We start from the raw sequence: 17596 nt of genomic DNA on the forward strand, positions 1-17596 counted from the left end.
TAAAGTCACTTACGGGGGAGACACGATCCGTGCCTTGGGCGAATGTGAATGGAACATCACTGCATTATGAGATAACGGGACCAGAATGGGGCGCACCTATAGTCTTTATTCATCCTCCGCTGCTAACCTTAGAAGCGTTCAGGTATCAGAAAGAACAACTAGGCGCCCATTTCCGAGTCATTACATTTGACATTAGAGGTCATGGCGGAAGTGCGAGTTCGAAGCAGTCACTAAGTTATCAACTGATTTCGCAAGACATGATAGGGCTTCTTGATTTCTTAGGGATCGAGGATGCCTTTCTTTGCGGTTACTCAACGGGAGGAACGGTCGCCTTGGAGGCACTGCTTACGCATCCCCATCGATGGGTGGGGGGGATTGTCGTCAGTGGCATGTCAGAATTGACAGATACGTACAATCGAATCAGAATTTGGCTTGCGATACGAATGGCGAATCCAAGTCGAATTATGAATTTTTTGATTAGAGCGATTACGTATGGCAATGCCGATAAAAAGACAACGTATCAGGCGTTAAAAGACCATGCTTTGCAAGATAAAGCAGACAATGTAAGATCCTATTTCGAGCAATCCTTGCGTTACAACTGTACAAATAGTCTCTCAGAGATTAAGCAGCCCGTCTTATTGATCTATGGTGAAAAAGACGTTGACTTCCATCCCTATGCTCAAATTCTCCATACGGGGATACCGCATAGCTCTCTTTTTTTCATCAAAGATGCGAAGCATCCTGTACCGATTCAAAGCGCTGCACGCATGAATGACATTATTCATCTATGGGTGGACAGCCTCCAGAAGAAGGAACAGAAGGAACGTTGGAAACTCGATCTAACTATCGCACAGAAGCTTAATCCTCAAATGTATGGGAATGTACACGAGTATTCGAGTGATGATGAGTCCCCAGTTTATACGTAAGAATAATGACGCCAAAATGAAGATTCCATTGCTAGTCAAATTGCGATGGAATCTTTTTCTTGCCCGAAAGGTAAAATTATCTTTTCTCTTGTAGATACCAAGATTGTCGATTTTTGTGGTAGACTAATAGAGAGAGACTGAGACATGGGATAGCTAGATTATGAGCGATCTTTCAGTCGAGCTGAGGCAGGATGGTGCTGTAACGGGATGAGAATGACGAATATGCTGCATTTCACCGAGAATCACAGGTTTTGCGTGAACCGTGAATTTTCTTTGAGCAGTTTAGACTATAAAATGCTAGCGATGATGTATCAACCGATGATAGGCGGTTTGGCCATAAGCTTCTATCAAGCACTCTATCAGCAGATGAGTGCAGAGAAAGTGGGCTTTTCGCCGATGGAGCAGCAACGCAAGTTGTTTCTTCTGCTAGATCTCGAACAGAATGAGCGAGGTCGAAAGTATATTATTGAACAATCCTCCAAGCTAGAGGCGATTGGTCTTCTTCAGACGACTCGCAAGTTTGTACCCGAGGAAGAAGACTATGTTTTCGTCTATACGCTGTTCGCGCCTTTAGGGCCGAATGAGTTTTTCCGAAACCAGCATTTAACGCTGCTGCTGCGCGACAAGGTTGGGAAGTTCATGCTGCTTTCGCTGCGTGAAGATCTGCTCTCACCTGAACCAGAGGAGTGTCGTGAGGCGGTCGAGGAGAACTTGTCGGTTCCTTTTTATGAGTTATTCCGCCTGAACACACAGGTTGTGGACTATGAGCTGGAACAAGCCCTCTATGAGGCGTCTGCAAGCAAGCAAGGGGAAGCACGGATGGACGTGACGACCAAAGGCTTCAAGTATGCGGATATCATCATGAGGTTCCCGCGTGGAGCGAGTAACCGCGTGTTCGTTGAAGCGCTGAAGCACAAGCCGGAGCATATGGTTGCCATTAATATTGTGGCGAAGAAGTACAATCTGTCCCTGCAAGAAACGTGCCGCTTGCTTGATGAGGATGGCGTGTTCACCGAAGAAGGTGACCTTGTCATGGATCTCATGCAATATAATGCGAATTTGTTCTACAGACAGAGCAAGAAGCGGGATGAGGAACGGGAACGTACGATTACGAAATCTGAGGATGAAGTGGAAACTTCGGAAGAGCAGTCCGTTGAGATGGCTTATTATTTAGAAGTACCTCAGCAACTGCGCGGCGAATGCACGGATCATCAGTACAACTACATCATGCGAAATGAGCCATACACGGCTGTGTTGAAAATGTTTTTCACACAGGGTTCGATACCTGATGGCGTACTTAATATTTTCGAGAAAATCGATTTGAACTATAAATTAAAAGAAGAAGTTATTAATGTGTTGATTCACTTCTTGCATATTGATCGGCGTTCTTGGGCCAAATCTTCGATTGAGGCTGTAGCATCCGATATGCTAGGCAAGCAGATTAATTCGTATGAGCATGCCGTTGAATATGTACGTGAGAAAATCAATTACAAGCAGAAAGCTGCTTCTAAAGTGGAATCTGCGAAAGCTGGCGGAGGCTCTGCTACGCGTGGACGTCAGGGCAAGACACAGAAGCCTCATATCCCTATTGTATTGCCTGATACGGGGACTACAGCGTCTACTAGGCTGTCTGCAGAGGAGCTAGAGGCGGCAAGACGGATGGCGCAGAAGCTGGATGAGCGTTTTAACCGAAAAAGTTAGTAAGTGGCTTATCTACGGACTGAACGATGGAACTGTTAGGAGGTGCCGAATATGATGGAGTCCTTATCGCATTTACTCAAATCATTGCCGGATACAGAATGGAAAAGAAAAGCTGAATTGAAAATTCAAGGCGTTCTTGCGGATCCTTTGATTGCTAAATTTCGTCAGAAGTATCCTTTTGTGGATGATTATGCGATTAAAATAAATATGAATAAGCTGTATCAGCATGTTTCGGAATTTAAAACTTGCTCAAATTGCCCGGGTCTTGAGAACTGTCCGAATGATATGACAGGACATTATACAATTCTTACAGCCGAATCGGTGGACGGGCAAACGCCTTTTATTCATGAGGAGAAGGTAGCTTGCAAGAAGTTTATTGCCAAAGGCCAGCAGGACGCCATCTCCAGCCGAATCCGCACGTTTCACGTGGACCCACGAATGATTTCGCGTAGTTTCTCCTTTGGAGATATCTTGGAGACGGATCTCGATCGTGCGAAAGCGGTAATGCAAATTAACGACTATGTGAGTTTAACCATTGAAGAAGGTCTTCAGACGCGTGGGCTATATTTATCTGGATCGTTCGGTACAGGGAAAACGTTCTTGATGGGTTACATGCTGCATCAGCTAGCGAAGGTCGGTATGACAGGTGCCATCGTCTATATGCCAGACTTTGCTGAGGACTTGAAAGGGATGTTCCAAGAACCTTATAAGCTCAAGGAGACGATTGACCTTCTCAAGGAAACGGATTTGCTCGTATTTGACGATATTGGGGCAGAGAATTTGAACCCTTGGCTGAGAGATCATGTTATTGGCGCTATCGTGAATCATCGGATGAATCGCAAACCAACGTTCTTTACTTCGAATTATGCGCTATCTGGTTTGGAGAAGCATTTCAGCTTCACGAACAAAGACGGCGACGAGGAGTACAAGGGGCAACGAATCATGGATCGGATACGACCATTCGTTGATGTGGTTGAGGTAACGGGGACGAACAAGCGTGGAAAATAAAGCGAAAGAAAACCTAGCCGAAGATGGCTAGGTTTTTGTGTTACAATTGCGGTTACTTGCTATAAAGCATGCAAGTATCATGTAAGCATGCAAGCGCCACGGATTTGGAGAATAACTGGATTTCCTCCATCTAAATGAGCCCTTGTAGCAGCTTTTGATGGATTAGTTGTATTTCCTACATTTATTTTTCAACATTTTAGTCAATTCTTCAAAAATCCACCAAATTAACTGCATATTTTCCAGTTATTTATGTAAAACCAACTGAATCACGAAAATTAACTGTAGTTTATACAGCTAATGACTAAGGCAGCGCAAGAAAAAGAAAAAAGCCACTTCGCAATTGCCTGCAAAGCGGCTTTAACTTTTGATGTTTCGTTTACTTCATCACTTGGATGACGGTAGCAATGACTGCAATGACGAACAATGCGCCAAAGAATGCGCCAAAACCTATGCCTACATCCATGAAATCATTACGCGGTTCTTCGTACACGTGATGCTCAGGGTGTTGATTGCTCATGTGGTTACCCCCTAACGTCCGACATTCGTATTTGTAAGCCTAGTATACCCAAATTCGTCGAAAGTTGTAAAGCTAATCAAAGTGACAATTGTGCAAACAATCGCAATATAGAGCGAAATGGGTAAAATACTTCTTGACTCTGACATTAGTGTTATGGTTTACAATAAAGACATCCCTCCAAGCATGTGGGAATAGAAAGAAGTGACGTCCATGCGGATTAGTGAGTTATCCAAGCTTACCGGAGCAAGTATTCGGTCCTTGCGCTACTACGAAGCCAAAGGGCTGATCGCAACACAACGTGAAGAGAATGGCTATCGGGTCTACAATCAAATGGTTGTTGAACGCGTTAAGACCATTCAGTTTTACTTGAGTCTCGGCTTTACGACGGAGCAGATTGAAAGCTTTCTGAACTGTGTGATGAAGAATCAAGAATCACAGTGTGATGATTTGCTGCCTCTGTACACCGAGAAGCTGCAAGAAATCGAGAAACAAATGGAGATGCTGCAACTGCTCCAAGCGAATCTCAAAGACCGTATATCCTATATTGAGGAACAGCGACGCCAAGGGCTGCCTGTTGGATTACCCTCGATATAGACCAAAGGATACCCCGTTTGCTAACTTATGGCTTGGTTGAAAAGGCATATGAGTGTGGTATACTTTGTATGTTGACGTGATGCGAAGCAAGTTAAGTGACGAACTTAATCTTACTTTTCACCTTATAAATCAAATTCATTCTTAGAAGGAGGAACTATCATGGCAATCGTGAATGTTTCTGACAACAGTTTTAAAGCAGAAGTTGAAGGAGAAGGTACAGTACTTGTAGACTTCTGGGCACCTTGGTGCGGACCTTGTAAAATGATCGCTCCTGTATTGGAAGAGCTAGATAAAGAAGTTGAATCTTTGAAAATCGCAAAAGTAAACGTGGATGACAACCCGGAATCCGCTGCTCGCTTTGGCGTTATGAGTATCCCTACGCTAATCGTTTTCAAAGATGGTCAACCCGTTGATAAAGTGGTTGGTTTCCAATCCAAAGACGCGTTGAAAAACGTTGTTTCACGTCATCAATAAGATCTAACCGTTACAAACTAGAAACAATTGTTCGTGAGAAAAAGCTCTTTTTCTGCTATGCTGAGAAAGAGCTTTTTTTTCATTCGCGATGATTTTTTCTGGAAGGAGATTTAGGTATGACTGAGTTTGAGCAAGAGGACGCAGACGTCCGCGAACAGAGCCTAGAAACGATTAGGCACAAGCTATCTTTACTCCCGGATAAGCCGGGCTGTTATATTATGAAGAACCATCAAGGCACAATTATTTATGTAGGCAAGGCTAAAGTGTTGAAAAATCGTGTGCGTTCCTATTTCACGGGGAGTCACAGTGCCAAAACGCAAAAGTTAGTCAGCGAAATTCGCGACTTTGAATATATTATTACTTCCTCTAATATGGAGGCACTTATCCTCGAGTGTAATCTGATTAAGCAGCATCATCCGCGGTATAACGTACTTCTTAAGGATGATAAGACGTTTCCTTATATCAAAATTACACACGAAGAGCAGCCGCGTCTAGAAGTCACGCGGCGGGTGTACAAGGATAAGGGGAAGTATTTCGGCCCTTATCCGAATGCATTCGCTGCCCAGCAGACGAAGAAGCTGCTGGATCGGTTGTATCCACTGCGCAAGTGCAAGACCATGCCCGATAAAGTATGCCTATACTATCATATGGGGCAATGTCTTGCGCCCTGCGCACTAGAGGTATCCGCGGAAACGAATGAGCGGATGGTGCAAGAGATCAGCCGTTTCCTGAACGGGGGACACGACGTCATTAAGGAAGAGCTGACGACCAAGATGTTGGCGGCAGCTGAAGAATTGAACTTCGAGCGCGCGAAGGAGCTGCGCGATCACATCATGAGCATCGACGCGCTCATGGAGAAGCAGAAGATCACGACGGCCGACGCGCTGGACCGCGATGTCTTCGGCTATGCCGTCGACAAGGGCTGGATGGCGGTGCACATCCAGTACATGCGCCAAGGCAAGCTCATCGAACGGCACGTCTCGCTCTTCCCTTACTACGGCGATGAGTACAACGATTTCATGACGTATGTCACACAGGTGTACAGCGACAATCCAGCATTGCCGAAGGAGATCTTCCTGCCCACGATGCCAGAGCCAGAAGCTCAGCAAGAGGCATTGGGGGATGGGGTAAGACGCACCGAGGCTGACGAGAAAGAGATTCGCGAAGCCTTGGAAGGTTGGCTCAAGGTGAAAGTGCACATGCCGCAGCGCGGGCTGAAGAAGCAAATGGTCGATATGGCCAGAGACAACGCGGTGAACGCTTTGGATGAGAAGTTCCGACTTGTTGAACGCGACGAGCGTCGTACAACGAAGGCTGTCGAGAACCTCGGTGAGTGGCTGGGCATTGGCACGATTCGCCGAATTGAGGCATTCGATAACTCGAACATCCAAGGGACGAATCCCGTGTCGGCCATGGTTGTATTCGTGGATGGGAAGCCAGATCGCAAGGAATACCGTAAATATAAAGTGAAGACGGTCGTTGGACCAGATGATTATGAAACGATGCGGGAAGTCATCAGACGGCGCTATGAGCGTGTTCTGAAGGACAATCTCACAATGCCTGATTTGATTGTTGTCGATGGGGGGAAAGGGCAAATCTCAGCTGCCATAGACATTCTGGAGAATGAACTAGGCTTATATATTCCGATTTGCGGGCTTGTGAAGGATGCCAAGCATAAAACAGCCCAGCTGATGATTGGTGATCCTGCCGAAATTGTTCCACTGCCGCGTGACAGCCAAGAGTTTTATTTGCTGCAGCGTATTCAAGACGAAGTCCATCGCTTCGCCATCACGTTTCACCGGGAAACGCGGGCCAAGTCGATGGTCGTCTCACAGCTCGATGCCATTCCAGGCATCGGTGAGAAGCGCCGTAAGGCGCTGCTGAAGCATTTTGGCTCCGTGCGCAAAATAAAAGAGGCCGAAGTCACAGACTTCAAGCCTCTAGGTATTGGTGAAAAATTAGCGAGTGACATTATCAAAGCACTTCAAGGCGAGGCGGCGGCTCCCCAGGAATAGGGGGCTTTCGCCTTTTTCCATGCAGCCAAGCTAAGCCAAGCCCAACGAGTCCAGGGAGTGCAAGATAGAGAATGCCAGCGAGTACATCGCTGATGTGGCCTAAGGAGAAGAGGGACAGCCCCATCAGAATGCTATCCATACAAGCATGGACGAATATCGCGGTGATGAATCCATATTTCAGGAACACATATCCGAGAATGATACCGATAATKGTGACCTCGATTAGTCGGGTGTAGACGGGATAGATCGGATATTGCGTATGACTTGCTGCCCAGATCACACTCGGGAGTAAGATGGCGATGAAATTGTTGCGGAACAGTTTTTTGAAAAGGATAATGCCTAGGAAGCGGAAAGTAGCTTCTTCCGAAATAGCAGCAACCCACGCCATAAGCGGGAATAATTGAGGCTTGAGCATATTGAGTACCGAATCGGCAGGGTCATTGACCGACCACACATCGAATTTCACTTCACCTGTGTAAAATAAGACCTGCTGGATACCTAAGATAAAGAGTGCGAGTAAATAGCCACGACCCATTCCATCGTACACCTCTTGGCCAAACTTGTCTTCTTTCCAGGCAGTCCATTTATTAAGACTAATGGATTTCCACAATCCAATACCGGCGACTAAAGAAAGATAGAGCGATATCCCAAGTAGGATAGTGACGACACTCATGAATACAATGGTAAACCAAACGGCTTCACTACTGTTCGTATCCCCACTCATAACTCGAAAAGCTGGATACATATTCACATTGTTCATGATATAAATCACGAAGAAGATCGTAGTTAATAACAAACCCCTGCTGAATTTGATAAGTTTCCTATATATAATGGCAAAAACAATCGCAGCAAGCGTCATCAACAGCGTGAAGCCCATGGAAATCCAGGTCATGCGTGAAGCGGAATCATCTTGTTGGGTAAGCCAATTCAGGTGAGAATCAGGCAGCCCAAAGCTTACATTGAAACCGGTGAGATTCGTTTGATCGAAGTTTACTTGAACGTTTAGCTTTGCTTCACCGATGGGTTGCGTGCGTTTTTCGTATTGAAGCGTCATTTGCTCTTCAGGATAATCATTACTTGCATGGTCGAGTTGGCTGAAGTCCTCCGGATCAAAGCCCATTTGACGAATCTCCAGCTTCGCTAATGTATCTGCTTTGGTTTTACTCATGAGCGACGTTGACTTCGTTTTCGTCATGGCCAGATTTTCGTGCCAGCCGATGATGCTTGAATTCGTATAATTGACATCAACTTCAAACTGACGTTTGGTAGTGGCATCCTTGACGCTGACTTGATAATAATCAATGGGGAACTTTTCGCCATATTGCTTCGTATAAGCTTCTAGTAAATGTTCCTTTTGAAAGTAGCCGCTTCGTTCTTTTTTAGATTGATAGACGACATAGGTTTGTGGGTTATGCAGCTCATAACGCTGACGAATGAAGGCTGCCGCACTATCGGCTGCTTGCTGCTTCGTGATCGAGGGCATATCCGCTACGGCAGGTTCCTCATCACGCAGTCCATACAACATCGAAACCCCGAGGTAAAGGAACATGCCAATACAAGCCAAGAGGAGCAGGAAACGATTAAATTTCAGCCTTTGCATAGTCAATTCCCTTCTGAATTCACGATTCTCAATCATTTCTTTACGTTATCATAGTTTAAAAAGAAAGCCAATTTGCTGGTAAACATTCGGAAACAATTATATAATACCTTTTGAATTGCTACTTGGTGGAATTTCTACAAATGAACGGGGAACTCTATCGGTATATCCAAATGGAATTTAACTTATTTACTTACATAATGCAGGAGGCGCAATGAATAAAAAACTGAATATTTGGCAGCTTACACCTCCGCAGATCCTAGTTTTAGGTTTCGCTGTTATCATTTTCATAGGAGCGGGACTATTGACGTTGCCACTCTCATCGGCGACAGGACATTCCATACCTTTTATTGATGCCTTTTTTACGGCAGTCTCTGCGACTTGTGTAACAGGGCTTGTTGTTGTGGATACCGGAAGTGCATATACGATGTTTGGGCAGATAGTTATTGTGTCTTTGATTCAAGTTGGCGGGCTTGGATTTATGACAATGGCGACATTAGTCGCTTTTGCTTTTCGTAAAAAAATTACTTTAAAAGAAAGGTTAGTCTTACAAGAAGCTTTCAACCAAGGCAGTATGGAAGGTATTGTCCGTTTGATCCGTAAAGTTATTATCTATTCCCTGTCCATTGAAGCCATTGCTGCTGTTATCTTTACAATTCGGTTTTCTTTCGATTTTGGCTTTACTAGAGGTCTCTATTACGGCATCTGGCATGCTGTCTCCATGTTTAACAATGCGGGCTTTGATTTGTTCGGTACTGTGGATGCACCTTTTGTTTCTCTAACCGGATATGTCGGTGATTTTGTTGTTAATTTTGTTGCAATGATGCTGATTATTCTTGGAGGGATTGGATTTATTGTCATCTCCGATCTAATGGAATTTCGTAATAAGAGAAAGCTTTCTTTGCATTCAAAGGTCGTTCTAAGCATGAGCGGTTTACTCTTGTTAGTAGGTGCAGTTGGTATTTTTATATTCGAGTTTACAAATATCAGAACCCTAGGTTCATTAGATTTTGGCGCAAAAGTATTAGGATCCTTTTTTCAATCTGTAACAGCTCGAACGGCAGGGGCCAACACCGTGGACATTGGTGCGCTTCGTCAAGCTTCCCAATTTCTGCTCATCATTCTTATGTTTATTGGAGCTTCGCCAGGTTCAACTGGTGGTGGGATCAAGACAACTACGTTTACCATTCTGATTAGTGCAATCATCACGATGGTTCGTGGAAAAGAAGATATCGTCATTTATCGCTATCGCTTAGCGAAGGATCGTATTCTCAAAGCAATTACGTTATCCATGATGGCTTTATTCTTAGTCATTATCGTAACAATGATTTTATCCACGACGCAAGATTCATCATTTATCAAAATTTTGTTTGAAGTCACATCCGCATTTGGAACAGTAGGCCTTTCGATGGGATTGACACCAGAATTAACAACGTTTGGGAAAGTGCTTATCTGTATAACGATGTTTGCTGGACGACTTGGTACAATTACACTTGCTTATGCCTTACAGCCAAAGCAGGAAAAAGAATTATTTAGATACCCTGAGGGGAAAATTACGATTGGATAGGTGTAAAACAAGATGAAGAAGAAGCAATACGTTGTGGTAGGATTAGGCAGATTCGGGTCAAGTCTTTCTAGAGAACTTATGAAACTTGGTCATGAAGTTTTGGGGATTGATCTGGACGAGGAAGTCGTGAACGACATGAGTGATGAACTAACACATTCTGTTGTCGCGGACGCAACGGATGAAGATGTACTGAAATCGTTAGGTATTCGAAATTTCGATTGTGCTGTCATCGCCATCGGGGATGATATTCAATCCAGCATTTTGACAGCGATCGTAATGAAAGATTTGGGTGTAAGTCAAGTCGTTGCCAAAGCATTATCCGAGCTTCATGGAAAGGTGCTGACGAAATTAGGTGTCGATCGCGTCGTTTACCCGGAACGGGATATGGGCATTCGCGTGGCGCATCAATTGGTGACCCCTAATCTATTGGATTATATTGAAATTTCCAAAGACTACACAATTGTAGAGCTTTCAGTGCCAAAGCGGTTGTGCGGGTATACGATTCAACAGTTGGATCCACGAGCTAAATATGGCTGCAGTGTTGTGGCGATCAATAAGCAGACAGGGGTTATCATTGCGCCGCAAGCAGGTGATGTTGTGAATGAAAATGATATCATGGTGATCATCGGAACCAACAACCAAATTAATGAGTTTGAAAGTCAAGTTATCGGCTGATCCGAACACATACCAAGTCCTGCAGCAAGGGAATTTTCATATGAAGGTGGACAACGCATGTATAAGGTACTCATGATCGAAGATGATGCGATGATCGGTGATATGGTAACGTTGTATTTGAAGGAAGAGGGCTTCCATGTTATCCGAGAGGAGAATGGGACGAGTGGGATTGCCGCCATACCGCAATTTCAACCTGATCTGATTCTGCTGGATTTGGTGCTGCCAGATATGGACGGGCTAGCGATTTGTCGCCAAGTTCGTGAGACCTCAAGTGTGCCGATCATGATAATTTCTATGAAGAATAAAATCGTTGAACGCGTCAACGCCCTAGGAGCGGGCGCAGATGACTTCATGTGCAAGCCATTTAGTATGCATGAATTGATTGCGAGAGCTCATGCGCTTATTCGCCGCGCTCAGAGATATCCAACCATGAATCAGTTTCCTGTGGCACAGTCGATACAAAAAGTACAGGAAGAAGTAAAACCGGCTAATCCAACTGTACTTGCGGCTATCATGGACAAGCAGGACAAGATAACACTGAATACGAACACACGTTCCATGAGTGTGTATGGTGAGATTGTTGAGACAACGTATTCGGAATTCGAAATTATGAGATGCTTTATTAACAACCCGGGTCGCGTGTACAGTCGTGAAGATCTATTGCAAACCGTGCGTGGATTTGATTCTTTCGTGACTGACAGGGCTATTGATGTACATATTGCAAATCTTCGGAAGAAGATCGAAGACAACCCCAAAGAGCCGAAATGGATTCGAACCGTTTGGGGTGTTGGATATAAATTTGTGCACATGTAAGTGTATGGTTCGGGCTAGCGGTGTTTAGCAAAATAGTTGATTGCCTGGGCGACGAATTTCATGGATTCCGCATTATCTGCCGAGTGATCGGAGTAGATGAGTGAGGTTGTTCGTTTCGTTTGTTCCAATTCTTGGAGTTCTCTTAAAATTAGTTCATTATTCTGAATTAAATCTTCACGTAAATAGGATTTGGGCAATAAGGTTGCCGTCTTACAGGTAGAGACGAGCCGAATGATCGCTTCGAAGGAATCGATCTCCATTTGAACATTAGGGAATATCGTGAAACGATTGAATAGCTCGTCCATCAGAATGCGATACCACGTACCTTTGGAAAAGAGGATCATCGGCAAATCATTCAAATCCTTCATCGTAATCTCCGCACGATCGATCAAGGGATGTCCGGATGGGAGCACCAAGCTGAGATGGTCGTCGAACAAAGGCTCACAGTGTAGGCTTGTCGCATTAATTTGAGAGGCAACGATGCCGATATCTACTTTGTTGTCTTTCACCAGGGAGACAATTTCATGTGTTTTGCCGGTAAGAAGCTTGATATCTGTGAGTGGATAGTCACGTAAATAATCCGTGATGAGATCCGGCAGCGTAGACTGGAGTGTTGTTAGAGAGGCTCCAATGGTAAGTGATGACAGGCTGCCCGCGGCTTTGTAACTATGAAGAGCTTGCTTGAATTTCCGCTCCAGATGGCGTTTCTCTAAGGCATGGTCATAACAAATTTGCCCCGCTTTCGTTAACTCCAGTCTTTTCCCCTTTCGGATAAAAAGCTCCACGCCAAGCTCATCTTCTAGCTTCATAATTTTTCGCGATAGGGCAGGCTGTGAAATGTTTAACAATTGTGACGCTTTATTAAGGCTGACTTGTTCGACTACGATGGCGAAGACTTCTAAAAGCTCCAAACGTTTCCCTCATCTCTATATGTGAAATAGTTATAAGTAGATATAAAAAAACGGCACTTCCATTATAAGCGCGAAAGAGGTACGATGTACATGTCACAAATTATCTATATTTCGTGGACCTTTGTGTATAATCATTGACTGAATTGGCAAAATAGGCGTGGATGATTATGGGTTGACGCTCGTTTGCGGCGAGAGTACAATGATATGTGGCTTGTTTTGTCAAAACTTGTCGGATGTTTATTGAATTTTGTTGAGGGGGGAATTGGTTACATTATGAGTAATTCGTATTACTTTCGAAAGATCCACTCGTTACTAGGTGTCATTCCGGTGGGCTTCTTCCTTATTGAGCATTTGCTCACTAACTATGAAGCTACGAAAGGGCCTGAAGCCTTCGTGGATCAAATTAACTGGTTGAACGGTTTGCCGTTAGTATTGCTCATGGAAATCGTGGGGATCTGGCTTCCGCTTCTTTATCATGCCGTTTATGGACTTTATGTAGCGTACCAATCACGTAATAACGTATCAAGCTACGGGTATTTCCGTAATACGATGTTTATGTTGCAACGTGTGACAGGGGTACTTACTTTCTTGTTCATTGCATGGCATCTATTCGAGACTCGTGTTCAGGTTGCTTTAGGCAATGTGGCACATGAAGAACTTGGTAGAACGATGCATGATATTGCAACGAATCCAGTTATTTTCACGTTATATCTAGTTGGGATTGTTTCTGCAACATTCCATTTCACGAACGGCCTATGGTCATTCCTAGTGAGCTGGGGTATTACAATTGGACCGCGTGCGCAACGCTTTTCGACAATCATTACAATGGGCTTGTTCGTTCTAATGACGGTGATGTTTATCATGTCATTAACTGCGTTTACAGGTACAGAATTTTCAGTTCCAGTAGAAGCGCATACGGGGCATTAAGGGAGGGTGAACAGAAGTGGCTAATTCAAAAATCATCGTCGTCGGCGGAGGCCTTGCGGGACTCATGGCGACAATTAAAGCAGCAGAGGCCGGAGTACATGTACAATTGTTCTCCTTAGTTCCTGTGAAACGTTCCCACTCCGTATGTGCGCAAGGCGGCATTAACGGTGCGGTGAATACGAAGGGTGAAGGTGACTCCACGTGGGAGCACTTTGACGATACAGTATACGGGGGAGATTTCTTAGCGAATCAACCTCCTGTTAAAGCATTATGCGACGCAGCTCCAGGCATTATTCATTTGATGGACCGGATGGGCGTTATGTTTAACCGTACACCAGAAGGTTTGCTTGATTTCCGTCGTTTCGGTGGTACCAAATATCACCGTACAGCGTTCGCAGGAGCAACAACGGGTCAACAATTGCTGTATGCGCTCGACGAACAAGTTCGTCGTTGGGAAACAGCGGGTCTCGTAACGAAATTCGAACACTGGGAATTCCTGGGTTCGGTTATTGATGACGAAGGCGTATGCCGTGGTATCGCAGCACAAGATTTGCGCAGCATGGAAATTCAAACGTTCCCAGCTGATGCGGTTATCTTGGCAACAGGCGGTCCTGGTATCATTTTCGGCAAAACAACGAATTCCGTTATTAACACAGGTACGGCAGCAAGTGCGGTTTACCAACAAGGTGTGAAATACGCGAATGGTGAAATGATTCAAATTCACCCGACGGCGATTCCGGGAGACGACAAGCTGCGCTTGATGTCCGAATCAGCACGTGGTGAGGGTGGACGTATTTGGACTTACAAAGACGGTAAGCCTTGGTACTTCCTTGAAGAGAAATATCCAGCCTACGGTAACCTTGTGCCTCGTGATATTGCAACGCGTGAGATTTTCTCCGTGTGTATGGATCAGAAGCTTGGTATTAATGGCGAGAACATGGTTTACTTGGATCTTTCTCATAAAGACCCGAAAGAGCTTGATATTAAGCTCGGCGGTATTATGGAAATTTACGAGAAGTTCATGGGTGATGACCCGCGTAAAATTCCAATGAAAATTTTCCCAGCGGTTCATTATTCCATGGGCGGCATGTGGGTTGACTATAACATGATGACGAACATTCCAGGCCTATTCGCAGCAGGTGAGTGTGAGTATCAGCATCACGGTGCAAACCGTTTGGGCGCGAACTCTCTCGTTTCCGCGATTTATGACGGCATGGTTTCTGGTCCTAAAGCGGTTGAGTATATTCGCGGCTTATCCAAGCATGCGGATGATACGTCCTCCATCATTTATGATCGTGAGAAGAAACGCCATCAAGATCGTTATGAGAGCTTGCTCAAAATGAACAACGGTACGGAAAATGCGTACGTGCTTCATAAAGAGCTTGGCGACATGATGAATGCTAATATGACGGTTGTTCGTTACAACGATCGTTTGACTGAAACGATTGGCAAGATCAAGGATTTGAAAGAGCGTTACAACAACATCAACATCACAGATACGGCACGTTGGAACAACCAAGGAGTTGCGTTCACGCGCCAACTTTGGAACATGTTCGAGCTTGCAGAAGCGATGACAGTTGGTGCGTTGATGCGTGATGAGAGTCGTGGCGCGCATTACAAGCCTGAATTCCCAGAGCGTGATGATGATAACTTCATGAAAACGACAATCGCAGACTGGACGCCAGATGGTCCTAAGATTTCGTATGATGAAATTGATGTATCGTTGATTAAACCTCGTAAACGTGACTACTCCACGGAGAAGAAAAAGGAGGGATCCTGATCATGGCGGAGACACTAAGCGCAACGAAAACAGTGAAGTTTATCGTGACTCGTCAAGAGAGTCCGGATTCCAAACCGTACACAGAGGAGTTTGAAGTTCCTTACCGCGCGAACATGAACGTGATCAGCGGTTTGATGGAAGTTCAGCGTAATCCTAAGAATGCGAATGGCGACAAAACAACACCAGTTTGTTGGGAATCCAACTGTCTGGAAGAAGTATGTGGCGCTTGTTCCATGGTTATCAATGGGAAGCCGCGTCAAGCTTGTTCCGCGCTTGTAGATAAGCTGGAGCAGCCGATTCGTGTAGCACCAATGAGCACATTCCCTGTTATGCGTGACCTTGTTATCGACCGTGGACGCATGTTCAACGCGTTGAAAAAGGTTAAAGCATGGGTACCAATCGACGGAACCTACGATCTTGGTCCTGGACCGCGTATGGCTGAGTCGAAGCGTCAATGGGCTTATGAGTTGTCCAAATGTATGACATGCGGCGTGTGTCTGGAAGCTTGTCCGAACGTAAACGACAAAAACTCGTTTATCGGGCCTTCCGCACTTTCCCAAGTTCGTCTATTCAATGCTCACCCAACGGGTGAGATGAACAAAGACGAGCGTTTGGATACGCTGATGACAGACGGCGGTATCGAAGGCTGCGGTAACTCGCAGAACTGCGTACGCTCCTGTCCGAAGGGTATTCCGCTTACGACGTCAATCGCAGCTTTGAATGCGGACACGACGAAGCACTTGTTCAAGAAATGGTTAGGCGTGTAAGCGACGCTGACTGATAGAAAGGCCTAGCACCTCTGGTGCTGGGCCTTTTTTTGGTTTTTCGGGAGTACTTCCGATAACTAGAAGTACTGTGCAATTTGTAATTGCATCGTGGAAGAAAAAAGGGAAATACTACTTGCAGGTGAGAGCTATGACAATTTCAAAACATAACCTAGCAAATCCAGAGGAGGAAGGGGTTGGTGGAAATATTTTTTATAAAATATAAAATGGTGAAATTAATTTACAGAATGGCGTTTTTATGATAATGTTGATCTTGCCAAACATTATAAACATTAGGAGGGGAATTCATTGAGATTAGAAAAATTCCATGGAATCATACCAGCATTTTACGCATGCTATGACGATCAAGGTGATATCTCAGAAGCCCGAACCAACGCATTATGTGATTATTTGTATGAAAAAAAAGTCAATGGGGTTTATGTCGGGGGAAGTTCCGGTGAATGTATTTACCAAAACCTTGACGAACGCAAAGCGGTGCTTAGCTATGTGGCAAACCGTTTGAAAGGCAAAATGACGTTGATTGCCCATGTAGGGGCACCTTCTACTAGAGACAGCATTGCATTGGCGAAACATGCAGCTGAATTGGGATATGATGCTCTATCTGCGATCCCGCCTATTTATTTCAAGCTGCCAGATAGTTCTGTTTATAAATATTGGAATGAAATTATCGATGCAACTCCACTAGACTTTATTATATATAACATTCCGCAAACGACAGGTTATACATTAACTCCGGCGCTATTTGAGAAGCTTCTTGCTAACCCGAAAGTAATCGGTGTGAAAAACTCCTCAATGCCAACGATGGATATCGAACGATTCAAAAGAGTCGGCGGAGACAACGTTGTTGTATTCAATGGCCCTGACGAACAGTATGTCGCTGGAAGAATTATGGGAGCTGATGGTGGAATCGGCGGCACTTACGCGGCTATGCCGGAATTATTCTTACAAGCTAATGAACTCTTCCTTCAAGGTAAGTTTGAAGAAGCGAAACGCATCCAAAGCTGTATTAATGACATCATTATCGCGCTTTGCTCACAGAATGGATCCATGTATGCCGTTATTAAAGAAGTACTGAATCGCAGAGGCGTGAACATTGGCAGCGTTAGAGGGCCGTTAGAAGGCATCAGCAATGAAGACTTAGGACGAATAGATAACATTGTGACAATGATCGATGAAGCGATTCAGGAATTTTGTAAACGATGAAAAAAACCATTGTATGCTTTGGGGACTCCAACACATGGGGCTACAATGCAAAAACGGGTTCAAGATTCGATGAGGAGATGAGATGGACGAGCCATCTCGCCTT

General features: G+C 44.7%; 16 protein-coding genes. 13 read left to right on the forward strand and 3 right to left on the reverse strand.

Annotation, left to right across the window (positions count from 1 at the left end; genetic code table 11):
• The first annotated feature begins 29 nt into the window (after positions 1 to 29).
• The 3 genes from AB4114_RS11980 to dnaI all read left to right on the forward strand — a co-directional run bounded on the left by AB4114_RS11980 (position 30) and on the right by dnaI (position 3635).
• On the forward strand, positions 30 to 926 hold the full coding sequence (locus AB4114_RS11980; protein ID WP_441988664.1) for an alpha/beta fold hydrolase: 897 nt from the start codon (positions 30 to 32) through the stop codon (positions 924 to 926).
• A 207-nt stretch (positions 927 to 1133) separates the two neighbouring features.
• Entirely contained in the window at positions 1134 to 2627 is a 1494-nt protein-coding gene (locus AB4114_RS11985) for a helicase DnaB (RefSeq protein ID WP_441988665.1), read from the forward strand.
• 54 nt (positions 2628 to 2681) lie between these two features.
• On the forward strand, positions 2682 to 3635 hold the full coding sequence (gene dnaI, locus AB4114_RS11990) for a primosomal protein DnaI (protein ID WP_441988738.1): 954 nt from the start codon (positions 2682 to 2684) through the stop codon (positions 3633 to 3635).
• Positions 3636 to 4011: 376 nt separating this feature from the next.
• Here the strand turns inward: dnaI and AB4114_RS11995 are convergent, their stop codons facing one another.
• A complete protein-coding gene (locus AB4114_RS11995; RefSeq protein WP_171631927.1) occupies positions 4012 to 4152 on the reverse strand; it encodes a YqzM family protein in 141 nt (46 codons plus the stop codon).
• A gap of 210 nt (positions 4153 to 4362) precedes the next feature.
• Here AB4114_RS11995 and AB4114_RS12000 point away from each other — a divergent pair, with 210 nt between their 5' ends.
• The 3 genes from AB4114_RS12000 (at position 4363) to uvrC (ending at position 7235) form a co-directional block, all read left to right on the forward strand.
• A complete protein-coding gene (locus AB4114_RS12000; RefSeq protein ID WP_056613610.1) occupies positions 4363 to 4746 on the forward strand; it encodes a MerR family transcriptional regulator in 384 nt (127 codons plus the stop codon).
• A 159-nt stretch (positions 4747 to 4905) separates the two neighbouring features.
• Entirely contained in the window at positions 4906 to 5220 is a 315-nt protein-coding gene (gene trxA / locus AB4114_RS12005; protein ID WP_056613612.1) for a thioredoxin, read from the forward strand.
• A 116-nt stretch (positions 5221 to 5336) separates the two neighbouring features.
• On the forward strand, positions 5337 to 7235 hold the full coding sequence (gene uvrC, locus AB4114_RS12010) for an excinuclease ABC subunit UvrC (protein ID WP_441988666.1): 1899 nt from the start codon (positions 5337 to 5339) through the stop codon (positions 7233 to 7235).
• Here uvrC and AB4114_RS12015 read toward each other — a convergent pair.
• Positions 7195 to 8835: a CPBP family intramembrane glutamic endopeptidase gene (locus AB4114_RS12015; protein ID WP_441988667.1), complete on the reverse strand. Its 1641-nt coding sequence runs from the start codon at positions 8833 to 8835 to the stop codon at positions 7195 to 7197. The genes uvrC and AB4114_RS12015 overlap by 41 nt on opposite strands.
• A gap of 211 nt (positions 8836 to 9046) precedes the next feature.
• Here AB4114_RS12015 and AB4114_RS12020 point away from each other — a divergent pair, with 211 nt between their 5' ends.
• Genes AB4114_RS12020 through AB4114_RS12030 form a run of 3 tightly spaced genes read left to right on the forward strand, consistent with a single transcriptional unit; the run spans position 9047 to position 11887 of the window.
• Positions 9047 to 10399, forward strand: a complete 1353-nt coding sequence (locus AB4114_RS12020; RefSeq protein ID WP_441988668.1) for a TrkH family potassium uptake protein — start codon at positions 9047 to 9049, stop codon at positions 10397 to 10399.
• Positions 10400 to 10411: 12 nt separating this feature from the next.
• Entirely contained in the window at positions 10412 to 11074 is a 663-nt protein-coding gene (locus AB4114_RS12025; protein ID WP_441988669.1) for a potassium channel family protein, read from the forward strand.
• Positions 11075 to 11131: 57 nt separating this feature from the next.
• Positions 11132 to 11887, forward strand: a complete 756-nt coding sequence (locus AB4114_RS12030; protein ID WP_441988670.1) for a response regulator transcription factor — start codon at positions 11132 to 11134, stop codon at positions 11885 to 11887.
• 14 nt (positions 11888 to 11901) lie between these two features.
• Here the strand turns inward: AB4114_RS12030 and AB4114_RS12035 are convergent, their stop codons facing one another.
• Positions 11902 to 12798 carry a LysR family transcriptional regulator gene (locus AB4114_RS12035; protein WP_441988671.1) on the reverse strand — a complete coding sequence of 299 codons (897 nt, stop codon included), beginning with the start codon at positions 12796 to 12798 and terminating at the stop codon, positions 11902 to 11904.
• A 270-nt stretch (positions 12799 to 13068) separates the two neighbouring features.
• Between AB4114_RS12035 and AB4114_RS12040 the strand changes: the two genes are divergently transcribed.
• The 4 genes from AB4114_RS12040 to AB4114_RS12055 all read left to right on the forward strand — a co-directional run bounded on the left by AB4114_RS12040 (position 13069) and on the right by AB4114_RS12055 (position 17493).
• On the forward strand, positions 13069 to 13725 hold the full coding sequence (locus AB4114_RS12040) for a succinate dehydrogenase cytochrome b558 subunit (RefSeq protein ID WP_441988739.1): 657 nt from the start codon (positions 13069 to 13071) through the stop codon (positions 13723 to 13725).
• 16 nt (positions 13726 to 13741) lie between these two features.
• Positions 13742 to 15505 carry a succinate dehydrogenase flavoprotein subunit gene (sdhA, locus tag AB4114_RS12045; protein WP_441988672.1) on the forward strand — a complete coding sequence of 588 codons (1764 nt, stop codon included), beginning with the start codon at positions 13742 to 13744 and terminating at the stop codon, positions 15503 to 15505.
• Between the two features lie 2 nt (positions 15506 to 15507).
• Positions 15508 to 16272 (forward strand): succinate dehydrogenase iron-sulfur subunit, encoded by a 765-nt coding sequence (gene sdhB, locus AB4114_RS12050; protein WP_056613628.1) that lies wholly within the window; start codon positions 15508 to 15510, stop codon positions 16270 to 16272.
• Between the two features lie 306 nt (positions 16273 to 16578).
• Complete coding sequence (locus tag AB4114_RS12055) at positions 16579 to 17493, forward strand: dihydrodipicolinate synthase family protein (protein ID WP_441988673.1); 915 nt, start codon at positions 16579 to 16581, stop codon at positions 17491 to 17493.
• Positions 17494 to 17596 lie beyond the last annotated feature (103 nt).

The organism is Paenibacillus sp. 2RAB27, from assembly GCF_052115445.1.
Classification (GTDB): Bacteria; Bacillota; Bacilli; order Paenibacillales; family NBRC-103111; genus Paenibacillus_E.

Bases quoted from the DNA above. Each gene is read 5' to 3' on its own strand.
- AB4114_RS11985 (WP_441988665.1), top strand. From the start codon at position 1,134: ATGAGAATGACGAATATGCTGCATTTCACCGAGAATCACAGGTTTTGC.
- dnaI (WP_441988738.1), top strand. From the start codon at position 2,682: ATGGAGTCCTTATCGCATTTACTCAAATCATTGCCGGATACAGAATGG.
- AB4114_RS11995 (WP_171631927.1), bottom strand. From the start codon at position 4,152: ATGAGCAATCAACACCCTGAGCATCACGTGTACGAAGAACCGCGTAAT.
- AB4114_RS12000 (WP_056613610.1), top strand. From the start codon at position 4,363: ATGCGGATTAGTGAGTTATCCAAGCTTACCGGAGCAAGTATTCGGTCC.
- trxA (WP_056613612.1), top strand. From the start codon at position 4,906: ATGGCAATCGTGAATGTTTCTGACAACAGTTTTAAAGCAGAAGTTGAA.
- uvrC (WP_441988666.1), top strand. From the start codon at position 5,337: ATGACTGAGTTTGAGCAAGAGGACGCAGACGTCCGCGAACAGAGCCTA.
- AB4114_RS12020 (WP_441988668.1), top strand. From the start codon at position 9,047: ATGAATAAAAAACTGAATATTTGGCAGCTTACACCTCCGCAGATCCTA.
- AB4114_RS12025 (WP_441988669.1), top strand. From the start codon at position 10,412: ATGAAGAAGAAGCAATACGTTGTGGTAGGATTAGGCAGATTCGGGTCA.
- AB4114_RS12030 (WP_441988670.1), top strand. From the start codon at position 11,132: ATGTATAAGGTACTCATGATCGAAGATGATGCGATGATCGGTGATATG.
- sdhB (WP_056613628.1), top strand. From the start codon at position 15,508: ATGGCGGAGACACTAAGCGCAACGAAAACAGTGAAGTTTATCGTGACT.